We start from the raw sequence: 12,133 nt of genomic DNA, 5'->3' as shown, positions 1-12,133 counted from the left end.
GCTAAGTCTGCGGATCGCCTTGAGAGAATCTCCGGGCGGCGTTTGATTTCAGTTCTTCGCTCACAAAGACATGACAAAGCAAACCCATTCCTTCCAGGCCGAAGTGGCCCAATTGCTGCACCTGGTCACGCATTCGCTGTACTCCAACCAGGAAATCTTCCTGCGCGAGCTGATTTCCAATGCGTCGGATGCTTGCGACAAGCTGCGCTTTGAAGCGCTGGGAGACGCCAGCCTCTACGGCGATCAGCCCGAGCTGGAAGTGCGCGTATCCTTCGACAAGGCAGCGCGCACGCTCACCATCACCGATACCGGCATCGGCATGAGCGAGCAGGAAGCGATCGACAACCTGGGCACGATTGCCAAGAGCGGCACCAAGGCTTTCATGGAAAAGCTCAGTGGCGACCAGAAGGCCGACTCGCAGCTGATCGGCCAGTTCGGCGTGGGCTTCTACTCGGGCTTCATCGTGGCGGACAAGATCACCGTGGAAACCCGCCGTGCCGGTGCGCCGGCATCGGCCGGCGTGCGCTGGATCAGCGGCGGCACGGGCGACTTCGAGATCGAGCAGATCGAACGCGCCCAGCGCGGCACCAGCATCATCCTGCACCTGCGCGACGACGCCCAGGAGTTCCTCAACGGCTACAAGCTCAAGCAGGTCATCTCCAAGTATTCCGACCACATCAGCCTGCCCATCCTGATGGAAAAGGAAGAGTGGAAGGACGGCGAGAACGATCAGCCCGGCGAGATGGTCAAGACCGGCGAGTGGGAAACCGTGAACAAGGCCAGCGCCTTGTGGACCCGCGCCAGGAAGGACATCACGGAAGAGCAGTACAAGGAGTTCTACAAGGCCATCAGCCATGACTTCGAAGACCCGCTGACCTGGAGCCACAACCGCGTCGAAGGCAACACCGAGTACACGCAGCTGCTGTACATCCCCGCCAAGGCCCCGTTCGATCTGTACCAGCGTGACAAGCACGCCGGCATCAAGCTCTATGTGAAGCGCGTCTTCATCATGGACGATGCCGAGGCGCTGATGCCCCAGTACCTGCGTTTTGTGAAGGGCGTGATCGACTCTGCCGACCTGCCGCTGAACGTGAGCCGCGAGCTGCTGCAGGAAAGCCGCGATGTGCGCCTGATCCGAGACGGTTCGGCCAAGCGCGTGCTCTCCATGCTGGAAGACCTGGCGCGCCACGACAGGCACGAAGCCGCAGCCGAAGGCGCGGATGGCGTGCAGGATGTGGTCAGCGAAGAAGACAAGGCCAAGGAAGGCAAGTTCAGCCAGTTCTATCGAGAATTCGGCGCCGTGCTCAAGGAAGGGTTGGGCGAGGATTTCGGAAACAAGGAACGCATTGCCAAGCTGCTGCGGTTCGCCACCACCACGCATGAAGGCCTGAACACCTCGTTTGCCGACTACAAGGCTCGCATGAAGGAGGGTCAGGACGCGATCTACTACATCACGGCCGACACCCTGGCGGCAGCAAAGAACAGCCCGCAGCTCGAAGTGTTCAAGAAGAAGGGCATCGAAGTCCTGCTGATGACCGATCGCGTGGACGAGTGGGCGCTCAACTATCTGCACGACTTTGACGGCACGCCGCTGCAGTCCGTGGCCAAGGGGGCCGTGGACCTGGGCAAGCTGCAGAACGAGGAAGAGAAGAAGGCGGCCGAGGAAGCCGCCGAAGCCTTCAAGCCCGTGCTGGCCAAGCTCAAGGAAGCCCTCAAGGACCGTGCCGAAGACGTGCGCGCCACCAGCCGCCTGGTCGACTCGCCCGCCTGTCTGGTGGTCAGCGACGGCGGCATGAGCCTGCAGCTGGCGCGCCTGCTCAAGCAGGCTGGCCAGGCCGCTCCCGAGACCAAGCCGGTGCTGGAGGTGAACCCCGATCATGCCCTGGTCAAGAAGCTGGACGGCTCCGTCCACTTCCACGATCTGGCACAGATCCTGTTCGACCAGGCCGTGCTGGCCGAGGGCGGCATGCCCGAGGACCCGGCCGCCTATGTCAAGCGTGTGAACGCGCTGCTGGCCTGAACGGTTCAGTCACCCCGATAAAAAACCCCGCAGCGTGGAGGCTCTGCGGGGTTTTTTGATGATTTCTGGCTGTATCGCTCATCGGTAGAGAGCGGCCAGCTATCAAAATGGATTAGCTGCGTGAACGGGCAAGCAGGCTGCGATCCCAGAGCACCATGGCCACAGTGAGCAGCCCCAGCAGGCCGCCCATGAGGCTGGTGCCGCTCCAGCCATAGGCCAGCCAGGCCCACGAGCCCAGCGCCGAGCCGATGGATGCGCCGAGAAAGTAGGTGGTCATGTAGACGGCGTTGATGCGCGAGCGGGCCTCGGGTGCCAATGCATAGACCACGTTCTGGTTGCTGATGTGCAGGGCCTGCAAGGCGCCGTCGACCACCAGCAGGCCGAGCAGAAACCACCAGATGCTGCGGCCGCCCAGCCACAGGCACAGCCAGCCCAGCAGCATCAGAATGCCGCCGGTCAGTGTGGTGGACTGCTCCATCCCCCTGTCGGCCATGCGTCCGGCGATATTGGCCATCAGCGCGCCGGCAATGCCCACGATGCCGATCAGGCCGATCATCAGATCCGAGAGTTCAAAGCCCGGCCCGGCCAGCAGCAGTGCCATGGTGGAGAACAGCACGCTCACGGTGGCAAATCCGGCGCCGCCGATCAGCGCGCGGCTGCGCAGGCGCGGATGCCGGCGCAGCAAGTCCCCGAGGGACTTCATGACCTCGCCATAGCTGACAGGCGCGGGCGGAGCCGCCCTGGGCAGGGCCCGTGCCAGCAGCACGGCCATGAAGGCGGTGCTGACGGCCCCCACCCAATAGACAGTGCTCCAGCCGCCCAGGTCGGACAGAATCCCCGCCACGCTGCGCGAGGCCAGAATGCCGATCAGCAGGCCGCTCATCACCAGGCCGACGGCACGCCCGCTGGCACCCGGTGCCGCAAAGGTGGCGGCCATGGGTACCAGCACCTGGGCGGCCACCGAGAACACCCCTGCCATCAGAGTGCCGGCGGCCAGCAGCGCAAAGCTGCCTGCCAGGCCGCTGATACCCGACAGCAGCATGCCGCAGGCGGCCAGCAGCATCAGGGTCAGAACCAGGCGGCGGCGCTCCAGCATATCGCCCAGCGGCACCAGAAACAGCAGTCCCAGGCCGTAGGAGACCTGGGCCATGGTCACGGTGCTGGAGGCCTGGGCATCGCTGATCCGCAGATGCTGGACCATGGAGTTGAGCAGGGGCTGGTTGAAATAATTGGCTCCGGCGCACAGTCCGCAGGCCGTGGCCATGAGCAGCAGGGTGGTTCTGGAGAGGACTGCGGTGGCCGCTGGTGTTGTGGTTTTCATGAGGGGATCAGGTGCAGGGTCAGGCGGGCATGGCGGCTCTGGCGCCCATTGCCATGGGCAGGGCCGCGGTGGCCTCCACCTCGATCAGCATGCCGGGCAGGGCCAGCTTGGGCACGGGAATCAGGGTGCAGGCCGGAAAGCGTGGTCGCCGGTCTCCGGGCTCGCCGCTGCCCCAGTGCTGTCTCACGGCACGTTGCCAGTGCTCGAAGCGCTCCAGCGAGTGATCGACGATGAGCACGGTGAGCTTGAGCACATGTCCCATGTCCGCGCCACCGGCGGACAGGGCGGTCTTGATGTTGGCGAGAGCCTGCGCAGCCTGCTGCGCAAAGTTGTCTGGCAGCTCGGCAAGGGCGTTCTCTCCGCCCTGGCCCGAAACGAAGAGCCAGCGCAGCGGCTCCTGGGCGGTGACGACATGGGTGTAGCCGTTGGGCAGGCTGTCATAGAGACCGGCAGGCTGCAGATGGCACGGTTGCGGGGCAGGGGCTTGGGCAATGAAACTGGGCTTGGCGTCCATGAAAGTCTTTCTGGAAAGGCTTGTCCGGCAGGGCCCGTCAACGGCAGGCGGGGATTCCGGAAGCTGTTGGCATTGTTAAACCTCAACTAAACTTGAGGTCAAGAGGTTTGTATGACCACACAGGATGGTGACCATGGCGTGCCAGGCAGAGACAACGGGAATGCAGCGGGAGATGACGGTGAAGTGTGAAGAGGCCGGCACCATGAAGGGATGCGGCAACGCTCTGGTGGCCGAGGCGGAAGGCCTGCCGGATCTCAGCGTGGGAGAAGTCGCCAGCCGCAGCGGGGTGGCGGTATCGGCCCTGCATTTCTACGAGAAGCAGGGCCTGATCGAGAGTGTGCGCACTGCCGGCAATCAGCGCCGCTACGCGCGAGCGGTACTGAGACGGGTGGCCGTGATCAAGGTGGCTCAGCGCATGGGCGTGCCCCTGTCCGAGATTGCACAGGCACTGGCCCATCTGCCTGCCAACCGTGTGCCCGGCAAGGCCGACTGGAGCCGTCTGTCCCTGCATTGGCAGGCACAGCTCGATGCACGCATCGCCATGCTGACCCAGCTCAGGGATCAGCTCGACTCCTGCATCGGCTGCGGCTGCCTGTCGCTGCAGGCCTGCCCGCTGCGCAACGACCACGACTGTCTGGCGGCGCAGGGCGCAGGCCCGCACTTCAGATAGCCGGCCCTATTGGCGGGGCACGGGCAACACGCGTGCCCGTGCGCTGATGACCCCCAGCAGAGTCGACAGCAGGCCCAGACAGGCACAGAAGGCTATCAGTGCGCCCGTCAGGCCGATATGGTCGGACAGCCAGCCCATGCCCAGGATGGGGACGATGGTGCCGACATAGCCCACGACCAGATAGGTGGACAGCAGGCCTGTGCGGTTGACGGGTTTGGAGACTTTGTTGACCACGGCCATGCCTGACAGATTGCACAGGGCATGTCCGCAGGACATGCTCAGCACACTCAGTGCGAACAGCCATGGCGAGCCGGCAAACAGATTGAGCACCAGCAGGGCATTGGTCGCTGCCAGCGCGGAGAAGCCGATGACGATCAGTCGCTTGGTGGGGTAGGGCCGGGCGACCAGCTGAATGCCTGCCGACAGAAACAGGATGACGCCGATGGACAGGCCCGATACCGCAGGTCCATGCCAGGGCAGCATCTGGGCCATGAAGCTGGGGGCCATGGCGGCAAACAGGCTGAACATGCCGAAGGCGGAAAAGGCCGCCATGCAGCCCAGCGCGTAGTGATGGAGAAAAGGCTTGCGTGGCTGGGAGATGCTGGGCAGAACATCTTTCAGTGTCAGGCCGGGCTCGCTGCGGAGGGGCGGACGGGCCGCCGGTAGCTGGATCTTGAACAGCGCATGGATGCCGATAAAGCTCAGCCCGATGGGCGGCAGATAGCTGCTGACCAGGGGAAGCGGCACCCATTGCGCCATCAGGCCCCCAACCACGGGCCCGAGACCGAAGCCGAAGGCAATCGTCAGGCTGGTGGTTGCGGCCGCACGCTGCAGGTCCCCCTTGTTGTTGAGCTGGGTCATGCCGATGGAGGCCGAGGTGGTGATCAGGCCCGAGGCCAGACCGATGACGAAGCGGGAGACACCCAGGCTCCAGGCATTCCAGGACAGGGCCGAGCCGATGACGCCCACGGTCATCACCATCAACCCCAGGCGCAGGACTTTCAGGAAGCCGAAGAGGTTGGTCAGACGGCCCAGAAACAGCAGGCTGATCAAGGCGCCCAGCATATAGGTCACGAAAATCTGCGTGATGTGGCTGGGCTGCAGACCCCAGGCTTGCTGGTAGAGCGGATAGAGCGGGCTGGCAAGCGCCGTTCCCATGACGCCAACGCACATGGAAAAGCACACCCAGGCATAGGGACTCAGACGGGATTGCATTGGGCAGAGATCGGTGGGGCAGTCGTCCGCATGTCCGGTGTGGGCCGGTCGGATTGACCTAGAATTATTAAAAATGACTGATTGGTCAATTTTATGAATTCTAGAAAAGGATTTCCGCGCGGGACGGATGGCGCGACGGCTGCCCCTGGTGCAGACCCGGATATCGGCACGGGAGCAACGCTTCGGCGGCGCAGGCGTGGCCCGAGTCTCGACAAGACGGCGCAGACGCGACAGCAGATTGCGGAGGCCGCACTGGCCGAGTTCGTGGAGTGCGGCGTGGCCCGCAGCACCATGGAGCGCATTGCCTGCCGCGCGCAGGTGGCCAAGGGCACGCTGTACCTCTACTACCCGTCCAAGGATGAGCTGCTGCGGGGCGTGGTGGAGCATGCGCTGCGGCATTCGGCCGTCTACCGGCCGCTCAGGCGCCGCAAGGGCGAGACGGTGCGTGCCTTTCTGCGCCGCAGTCTGCTGCCGACGCTGGAGGCCGTGGACAGCAGCGAGCGCGGGATGCTGGCACGTCTGGTGCTCAGCGAGGCGCGCCATGCGCCCGAACTGGCCAGGCTCTACAAAGAGCTGGCTTTTGACGCCTGGCAGAACTATGTGCAGGATCTGCTGGCGCTGGCCGTGAAGGAGGGGGAGCTCAGGACCCGTTCGGTCAGCCACAGTGCCCAGCTGCTGGCCAGCCCGTTCTGGATGGCGCTGGTGCACAACAACCTGCTGGCCTCCGAGGGCTCGCAGAAACTGGCCCTCAAGCCCTTGGTCGAGTTACTGATCGATAACCTTTTTGCAGGTGCGGCCGGTGACAATGTGGTTGTTCAACATCAGTGAGATGCATTGCATGCCAGTCGCCATCAAGCCCGGTCATCACAGAATCCTGAGCACGGTCTGCGCCGCTGCTCTGGTGCTGGTCTTGCCCGCCTGCGGCTCCGTCGGAGCCGGGGTGGGGGTCGGGATTCCGGTGGGGCCGTTTTCTGTGGGCGTGGGTCTTGGCAGCGGTGGCCTCAGCGCCGGCGTCGGCACGGGAGTCGGGCCTGTCGGCGTGGGGGTGGGCGTCAACCAGCGCGGGCAGGTGCTGGGCAGTGCCGGCGTCGGCGCGTCCACCGGCGTGGGCGGTGCCAGCGTGGGTGTCGGGGTGGGATCCTCCACCGTGCTGCATGATCCCCATCGCCCGCAGGCACCAGAGGCGCAGCCCGCACCACCCGCCGTCCCCGTGCAGAGTGACGATGCCGTGCAATGGCGCGATGCACGTGGGCAGCTCGTGCCAGAGTGCCGTTTGCAGGGGCGCTGCTAGCTCCTTGAAGATATCGGCTGAAGGCTCCCTAGGCGTAAAGCGGCTCCTGCTGCAGGGCTTCGATCTGTTCGTGCAGCATGTCCACCTGGCCCTGCCAGTAGTCGGTGCTGCCGAACCAGGGGAAGTTGATGGCAAAGATCGGGTCCTGCCAGCGGCGCGCCAGCCAGGCGCTGTAATGCAGCAGGCGCAAGGTGCGCAGAGGCTCGATCAACGCCAGCTCGCGCCGGTCGAAGCTGCGGAACTGCTCATAACCCTCGAGCAGGGCCGACAGCTGCTGGGTCTGCTGGCCTCGGTCGCCCGAGAGCAGCATCCACAGATCCTGCACGGCGGGGCCGCTGCGTGCATCGTCCAGATCGACAAAATGCGGGCCGCCATGGCCTTCGTCATCCAGAGGCGTCCAGAGAATGTTTCCCGGGTGGCAGTCGCCATGCAGGCGAATCTGCGTCGCAGAATGCAAGCAAAAATGGCCTGCAGCGCTTAATCCATCAGCGGATGGCGCTATCAATGAAAGAGCTTTGTCGCAAGCCTGCTGCCAGCGGCTGCGTACTTCGAGCGCGACGACCTCATGTTCGAGCAGATAGTGCATGGATTCGTAGCCAAAGCTTTTCAGGTTCAGCGCCGGGCGATGGGTGAAGGGCTGGGCGGCCCCCACGGTGTGGATGCGGGCCAGAAAGCGGCCTATCCATTCCAGCACCTCCCAGTCGTCCAGCTCGGGGCGACGCCCGCCACGCCAGGGGCTGATGCTGAACAGAAAGCCCGCATGTTCGTGCACGGTCTGAGCCTGCAGCACCAGCGGCGCCACCACGGGCACTTCGCTGTCCGCCAGCTCCTGCGAGAAGGCATGTTCTTCCTCGATCTGGGCACGGCTCCAGCGGCCTGGGCGGTAGAACTTGGCGACGACCTTGTCGCCCTCGTCCTGGTGGGCCAGATAGACGCGGTTTTCATAGGAACTCAGCGCCGTCAGCCGCCCGTCCGGCACAAGGCCCGTGCTGCACAGTGCATCGATCACGCAGTCCGGCGTGAGGTCCGCATAGGGGTGAGAAGGGTCTTGGGTATCGCTCATCCCCGCATTGTCAGGCTCAAACAGGCTCTTGCGAACCGGATGGCATGGCACATGCGTGGGCAAAATTGCTTTTGATTTGATAGCTGTTGCCGTTTTTCTGGCGGGTGCTGGCGGCCGGAAATCCCGGGAAACTGACCGGAATGCCGTGCATGTCGCCCGTGCTGGCACACTGCCTGCATGCAAGAGAGCGAAGCATTTTCACAGCCCTGCGAGGACCGGGATTTTGCCGAGTGGCATCAAGGTTGCCCCTGGTGTGCGGTCTGGGTGGTGATGCTGCAAGGTCATGGTCTGGAGTCCGTGCTGCAGCAGGCCAGATCCAGGCTCGGTGATGACCTGCTGCCGCGTCATGCACGCCAGCCGCATATCACGCTGGCCTATAGAGGGCTGTGCGGGGTAGGGGACGAGCATGCGGCGCGGGAATATGACCGGCTGGCGCTGCGCGCCGATGTCGCCATGCTGCAAAGCCTGCGGCTGCGCCCTTTTGCCGTGCAGATCGCGGGGGCTGGCAGCTTTACCACCGTGCCTTATCTGGGCGTAGGCGAGGGGCAGGAATGCCTGCAGCAGCTGCATGCAGCACTGGTGCCTGCAGAGCCCGCGCCGGGCTGGCGCTATGTGCCCCATGTAACCCTGGGCCACTATGCGAGAAGGCTGCCGCTGCGCGAGGCTGTGGACAAGTTGCTGGCACTGCCACGGGACTTGCCGGTTTTCGAGGTGAAGCAGCTGGCGCTGGCCCGCTATGCGGCGGTCGATATTGCGGGGCCGCTGACGCTGGAGGGCGTCCTCGAACTGGACACCGGGCGCTATGTGGCTGCGCCCGGTGCCCTTTGGTCTGAGCCGCTTTAAGCGATGGTCAGTGTCACGCCGATATTGCCGCGTGTGGCATTGGAGTAGGGGCAGACCTGGTGAGCAGTGTCCACCAGTTGCTGGGCCGCAGCCTTGTCCATGCCGGGCAGGCTGATCTTCATGCGCACAGCGATGCCGAACACTTCGCCCACGGGACCCAGATCGACTTCGGCATCCACCGACAGGTCGGCGGGCAGGGTGATCTTCTGACGAGCTGCGACGGCCTTCATGGCGCCGATAAAGCAGGCGGAATAGCCGGCGGCAAACAGCTGCTCGGGGTTGGTGCCCTTGCCGGCGCCGCCGGGCGAGCTCAGCTGGATGTCCAGGCGGCCATCATCGGTGCGCGAAGCGCCTTCGCGGCCGCCGGTGGTGTGGGCGTGGGCGGTGTACAGAACCTTGTCGAGTTGGGCCATGGTGTCTTCCTTTGCGAGATTGCCCGGCAATACGGGCGGGTGGAGGAAATCGTCAGGAGTGGCTGCGGCGCGGCGCCAGCCGTGCGCGCAGTGTGCCGAGCTGGTCCGTGAGGGCCTGCAGTTCGGGCAGTGTGCACTGCGTGCTCTGAAGCACGCAGGCAGGTATTTTTTCGGCCTCTGCGCGCAGTGCTCGGCCGGTATCCGTGAGGGCGATGCGCACGCGGCGCTCGTCCTGTGCATCGCGCTGGCGTGCCAGCAGGCCTGCGCTCTCCAGTCGCTTGAGCAGGGGCGTCAGCGTGCCTGAATCCAGGTAAAGACGTTCGCCCAGTTCCGAGACCGTGAGCTGGTCGCCTTCCCAGAGCACCAGCATGACCAGGTACTGAGGGTAAGTCAGGCCTATGGCATCCAGCAAGGGTTTGTAGAGCTTGGTCATGGCCAGCGATGCCGAGTACAGCGCAAAGCAGACCTGATTGTCCAGGCGCAGCAGCTCGGAGCTGTCGGGGAGAGGGTTGTCATCGGATCGCATGGATTGAATTATTGCAGACAATTAAATTGCGTGCAATTTAACTTGCAGGAGGTCGCCGCAAGCGAGCGGGGTGTCGCAGCGGCGCCACGCTGACAGGCTTCCAGAGCGGGGCCTGCCGCAGTGTCAGTCCGGCCCTGTGCTCAGCGGGCCGTCAAAGCATCGGCCAGGGCCTGGTACATGGGCAGGCTGGTCGGGTCTATGCCCGCATTGCCCGCAATCGGGTGGGAGGCATAGCGCACCACCACCATCTGGGCCTTGGGGTCGATGTAGATGGCCTGGCCGTGAATCCCACGCGCCATATAGGCCCCGTTGGGGTTGTGCGAGACCCACCACATATTGCGATACGACCAGCCGGGCAGCGTGGCATAGCCGGCCTTCGCAAACTTTGCCGGGTCGGCGCCGCGGCGAATGTCCTGGACTACGGCCCTGGGCAGTACCTGCTGGCCGCTCGCGGAGCGGCCTTCGTTGCGCATCAGCTCGCCGAAGCGGGCCAGGTCGCGCAGCGTGGTGTTGAGGCCGCCGCCGCCCGATTCCGTGCCGATGCGATCGACCATGAAGTAGGCGTCCTGTTCGGCACCGATGCGACTCCAGACGCGCTCGGACAGCAGCTGGGCCAGAGGCTTGCCGCTGGCGCGGCGCACGATCCAGGCCAGAACCTCGGCGTTGACGGTCTTGTAGGCAAAGCCCTGGTCATGCTCGCCTTCCTTCTGCAGGGTCTGCAGGAAGTCGTAGAAGCTCCTGGGGCCGGCATAGTCTCTGCCCTGGGTCAGCATGCCTCCGGCTCGCGCGTAGTCCCAGATTTCGGCCTTGGGATCGGCATAGTTTTCGGAGTACTTCACGCCGATCGTCATGTCCATCACCTGACGTACCGTGGCGTCGCCATAGGCGGTGTTCTTCATCTCGGGCAGATAGTCAGTCACCGGAGCCTCGGGCTTGATGGCACCTTCGTGGGCCAGCAGGGCGGCCAGGGTGCCGACCAGGGACTTGGTGACCGACATTGCCAGGTGCGGGCGCTGCGGCTCCAGCGCACCCAGATATTTTTCATAGATCACGCGGCCCTTGTGCATGACCAGAATGCCGTCGGTGTAGTTGCGATCCAGGGCCTGGGCAAAGCTCAGCTCTTCGCCCGTGCCCATGACCTTGAAGCGCACTTGCTCGATGTCGAGCGGTGCCGAGCGCAGGGTGCTGGGCGCACCGGGACCGCGCCAGACATTGGCTGTGGGCGCGATTTCTCGGATATGCGAGAAGGTCCAGCGTATGCGGGGGAAGGTGTTGCCAACGGGGTTGTCGAAGGTGATGAGCTTGTCGGCTGCAGGCGGAAAGCCCTGCATCCAGCCCAGGGCCTGCACGCTGGTGCTGGCCGGGTCGGGCAGCGCGGCTGCCGCAGTCTGGGCCTGGGCTGCAAAAACCGTCGCTGTCAGTGCAAGCGGCACCAGCGTCTTGCGTGTGTAGGACTTCAAACGCATCATCACCTCCTGGAATGGGAATTAACGACCTGTGAAACGGGCTGGGCGTTTCTCGATGAAGGAGCGCACGCCTTCGGCGGCGTCCTCGCTATTGGCCAGGCGCTGCTGCACGGGGATGAAATCGGCCACGGCGGCGGCCTGGCCCAGCTCTATGGCCTTGAGGACATTGAGGCGGGTGGCCACCACGGCCTGCGGCGCCTGGGCGGCAATGCGCTCGGCAATGCGAAAAGCCTCGTCCAGTTCCTGGCCCGCAGGCACCACTTTTTGCACAAAGTTGCAGCGCAGGGCTTCGGCCGCATCGAACGCGTCGCCGGTCAGCAGATGCAGCATGGCATTGCCCACGCCGGCGCGCTCGGGCATGCGCAGCGTGGCGCCGCCCGTGGGCATGATGCAGCGCTGTACTTCCATCTGTGCAAAGCGGCTGCTGTCGGCAGCGACGACGATATCGGCGCCCAGCATCAGCTCTATGCCGACGGTAAAGCAGATGCCCTTGACGGCGGCCACCATGGGCTTGGTGCGGCGGCGGTAGCCGGGCAGGCCATAGTCATGCGGCTCCACGAGGCCGGCAGGGATGGCTTTCTGACCAGTCTTCATGAATTCGGCGATGACGGGCAGATCCAGTCCCGCCGTGAAATGTTCGCCAAAAGCATGGAGCAGGCCCACGCGCAGCTCTGGCTCGTCGTCGAGCCGGGTGTAGGCCTCTGCCAGTTGCTGGAACATGGCCGGCGTCCAGCCATTGCGCTTGGCCGGGCGGTTGATGCCGATCAGCAGCACATGGCCGCGGACTTCAC

The 12,133-nt window shown here is 64.4% G+C and carries 13 protein-coding genes; 5 read left to right on the top strand and 8 right to left on the bottom strand.

Annotated features, from left to right (window positions below; all coding sequences use genetic code 11):
* Window positions 1–70 precede the first annotated feature (70 nt).
* A complete protein-coding gene (gene htpG, locus E2583_RS17210) occupies window positions 71–2,020 on the top strand; it encodes a molecular chaperone HtpG (RefSeq protein ID WP_291597435.1) in 1,950 nt (649 codons plus the stop codon).
* A gap of 112 nt (window positions 2,021–2,132) precedes the next feature.
* Here the strand turns inward: htpG and E2583_RS17205 are convergent, their stop codons facing one another.
* Entirely contained in the window at window positions 2,133–3,341 is a 1,209-nt protein-coding gene (locus tag E2583_RS17205; RefSeq protein WP_291597434.1) for an MFS transporter, read from the bottom strand.
* A gap of 19 nt (window positions 3,342–3,360) precedes the next feature.
* Entirely contained in the window at window positions 3,361–3,855 is a 495-nt protein-coding gene (locus E2583_RS17200) for a RidA family protein (protein WP_291597433.1), read from the bottom strand.
* Window positions 3,856–4,057: 202 nt separating this feature from the next.
* On the opposite strand from E2583_RS17200, the gene soxR reads away from it, so the two are divergent.
* The gene (gene soxR / locus E2583_RS17195; RefSeq protein WP_291597478.1) at window positions 4,058–4,525 is read left to right on the top strand and encodes a redox-sensitive transcriptional activator SoxR; all 468 of its coding nucleotides are present in this window, start codon (window positions 4,058–4,060) and stop codon (window positions 4,523–4,525) included.
* Between the two features lie 6 nt (window positions 4,526–4,531).
* Here the strand turns inward: soxR and E2583_RS17190 are convergent, their stop codons facing one another.
* Window positions 4,532–5,740, bottom strand: a complete 1,209-nt coding sequence (locus E2583_RS17190; RefSeq protein ID WP_291597432.1) for an MFS transporter — start codon at window positions 5,738–5,740, stop codon at window positions 4,532–4,534.
* Window positions 5,741–5,833: 93 nt separating this feature from the next.
* Here E2583_RS17190 and E2583_RS17185 point away from each other — a divergent pair, with 93 nt between their 5' ends.
* Both E2583_RS17185 and E2583_RS17180 read left to right on the top strand, forming a co-directional pair.
* Window positions 5,834–6,568: a TetR/AcrR family transcriptional regulator gene (locus E2583_RS17185; RefSeq protein WP_291597431.1), complete on the top strand. Its 735-nt coding sequence runs from the start codon at window positions 5,834–5,836 to the stop codon at window positions 6,566–6,568.
* 1 nt (window position 6,569) lies between these two features.
* Entirely contained in the window at window positions 6,570–7,031 is a 462-nt protein-coding gene (locus E2583_RS17180; RefSeq protein WP_291597430.1) for a hypothetical protein, read from the top strand.
* 28 nt (window positions 7,032–7,059) lie between these two features.
* Here the strand turns inward: E2583_RS17180 and E2583_RS17175 are convergent, their stop codons facing one another.
* Window positions 7,060–8,094, bottom strand: a complete 1,035-nt coding sequence (locus E2583_RS17175) for a serine/threonine protein kinase (RefSeq protein WP_291597429.1) — start codon at window positions 8,092–8,094, stop codon at window positions 7,060–7,062.
* A 177-nt stretch (window positions 8,095–8,271) separates the two neighbouring features.
* Between E2583_RS17175 and E2583_RS17170 the strand changes: the two genes are divergently transcribed.
* Window positions 8,272–8,937: a 2'-5' RNA ligase family protein gene (locus E2583_RS17170; protein ID WP_291597428.1), complete on the top strand. Its 666-nt coding sequence runs from the start codon at window positions 8,272–8,274 to the stop codon at window positions 8,935–8,937.
* Here the strand turns inward: E2583_RS17170 and E2583_RS17165 are convergent.
* The 4 genes from E2583_RS17165 to E2583_RS17150 form a co-directional block, all read right to left on the bottom strand.
* Window positions 8,934–9,350, bottom strand: a complete 417-nt coding sequence (locus tag E2583_RS17165) for an organic hydroperoxide resistance protein (protein ID WP_057093717.1) — start codon at window positions 9,348–9,350, stop codon at window positions 8,934–8,936. The two genes, E2583_RS17170 and E2583_RS17165, sit on opposite strands and share 4 nt — an antisense overlap.
* Before the next feature lie 52 nt (window positions 9,351–9,402).
* Window positions 9,403–9,876 (bottom strand): MarR family winged helix-turn-helix transcriptional regulator, encoded by a 474-nt coding sequence (locus tag E2583_RS17160; protein ID WP_291597427.1) that lies wholly within the window; start codon window positions 9,874–9,876, stop codon window positions 9,403–9,405.
* Window positions 9,877–10,016: 140 nt separating this feature from the next.
* Window positions 10,017–11,342 (bottom strand): serine hydrolase, encoded by a 1,326-nt coding sequence (locus E2583_RS17155; protein ID WP_291597426.1) that lies wholly within the window; start codon window positions 11,340–11,342, stop codon window positions 10,017–10,019.
* 21 nt (window positions 11,343–11,363) lie between these two features.
* On the bottom strand, window positions 11,364–12,133 hold a 770-nt coding region (locus E2583_RS17150; protein WP_291597425.1), incomplete at its 5' end, for a crotonase/enoyl-CoA hydratase family protein.

Origin of the sequence: Comamonas sp. (assembly GCF_009360615.1) — a bacterium.
GTDB lineage: Bacteria > Pseudomonadota > Gammaproteobacteria > Burkholderiales > Burkholderiaceae_C > Comamonas.
Note: the sequence above shows the minus strand (reverse complement) of the source record. Positions and strands in the feature narration are given on the sequence as shown.

What these genes read in the sequence shown, in the direction of transcription:
- htpG (WP_291597435.1), top strand. Translation starts at nt 71, where the DNA reads ATGACAAAGCAAACCCATTCCTTCCAGGCCGAAGTGGCCCAATTGCTG.
- E2583_RS17205 (WP_291597434.1), bottom strand. Translation starts at nt 3,341, where the DNA reads ATGAAAACCACAACACCAGCGGCCACCGCAGTCCTCTCCAGAACCACC.
- E2583_RS17200 (WP_291597433.1), bottom strand. Translation starts at nt 3,855, where the DNA reads ATGGACGCCAAGCCCAGTTTCATTGCCCAAGCCCCTGCCCCGCAACCG.
- soxR (WP_291597478.1), top strand. Translation starts at nt 4,058, where the DNA reads ATGAAGGGATGCGGCAACGCTCTGGTGGCCGAGGCGGAAGGCCTGCCG.
- E2583_RS17190 (WP_291597432.1), bottom strand. Translation starts at nt 5,740, where the DNA reads ATGCAATCCCGTCTGAGTCCCTATGCCTGGGTGTGCTTTTCCATGTGC.
- E2583_RS17185 (WP_291597431.1), top strand. Translation starts at nt 5,834, where the DNA reads ATGAATTCTAGAAAAGGATTTCCGCGCGGGACGGATGGCGCGACGGCT.
- E2583_RS17180 (WP_291597430.1), top strand. Translation starts at nt 6,570, where the DNA reads ATGCATTGCATGCCAGTCGCCATCAAGCCCGGTCATCACAGAATCCTG.
- E2583_RS17175 (WP_291597429.1), bottom strand. Translation starts at nt 8,094, where the DNA reads ATGAGCGATACCCAAGACCCTTCTCACCCCTATGCGGACCTCACGCCG.
- E2583_RS17170 (WP_291597428.1), top strand. Translation starts at nt 8,272, where the DNA reads ATGCAAGAGAGCGAAGCATTTTCACAGCCCTGCGAGGACCGGGATTTT.
- E2583_RS17165 (WP_057093717.1), bottom strand. Translation starts at nt 9,350, where the DNA reads ATGGCCCAACTCGACAAGGTTCTGTACACCGCCCACGCCCACACCACC.
- E2583_RS17160 (WP_291597427.1), bottom strand. Translation starts at nt 9,876, where the DNA reads ATGCGATCCGATGACAACCCTCTCCCCGACAGCTCCGAGCTGCTGCGC.
- E2583_RS17155 (WP_291597426.1), bottom strand. Translation starts at nt 11,342, where the DNA reads ATGCGTTTGAAGTCCTACACACGCAAGACGCTGGTGCCGCTTGCACTG.